Raw genomic sequence first — 768 nt, forward strand, 5'->3', positions numbered from 1 at the left:
CGAATTTCGAACTCGGCGCCGTCCGTCACCGATATTGCTGCGCATTGTCGCGAACGGTATTTTTGGGAGAACCGACCGCTAGATCGCGGCACGTGCACCAAGCGTGCCTTGACGGTTTCCTAGCTGCCTTTGAAGCTATGCGGGCTGGGGTGACGAGCAGTGACGTGGAGCAAGCTTTTCGACGCGAATTTGGACCTCGAGGCGTGCGAAAAGAATCCAGAATTGGATACTCGATAGGCATCGATTGGGTAGACGGCGGCCCGAGCTTCCAGGAGGGCGATGAGACCGTGCTTCAGGCCAACATGACCTTCCACCTGCTTATTGGTATCTTTGAAAAGGCCGAAGGTTACATCTTCAGCGAAACCGTTCGCGTGACTGATAATGGCGCGAAGTCGCTGAGCAACATGTCACGCGACCTGCTGGTAAATTGCTGACTTTTATGGATTGGGATGCCGCGCAACGCAAATTCGATCTCCGACATGAGGCACCGTCAGGCTGCGGCAATATTACCACTGCAGCCCAGCGAGCTATAAGCGTCGCGATAATGACCGCGGTTCGGAAGAGGTGCAGAAGTCCGGCCATAACGCGGCCATCGTAGCAGGAATTCAGCTAAGGCCGCGTGATACTATGACAACCTGCCAAAGGATGACAACATATGACTGATTTTCCTCATATCCAACAAAAGCGCTGGCCATCCTGGGTGAGGCCTCGACTGGCGTTCCACGGAGCGCCCGTGGGCATTTTGATGCTTGATCGCATGCCGGGACC

1 protein-coding gene is annotated in these 768 nt (G+C 55.2%); it reads left to right on the plus strand.

The features are described 5' to 3' along the window. A partial coding sequence (locus tag D3227_RS40505; protein ID WP_147377845.1) for a M24 family metallopeptidase occupies positions 1–434 on the plus strand: 434 nt, incomplete at its 5' end. Positions 435–768: the final 334 nt, after the last annotated feature.

Source organism: Mesorhizobium waimense (genome assembly GCF_003601975.1).
Lineage (GTDB): Bacteria > Pseudomonadota > Alphaproteobacteria > Rhizobiales > Rhizobiaceae > Mesorhizobium > Mesorhizobium waimense.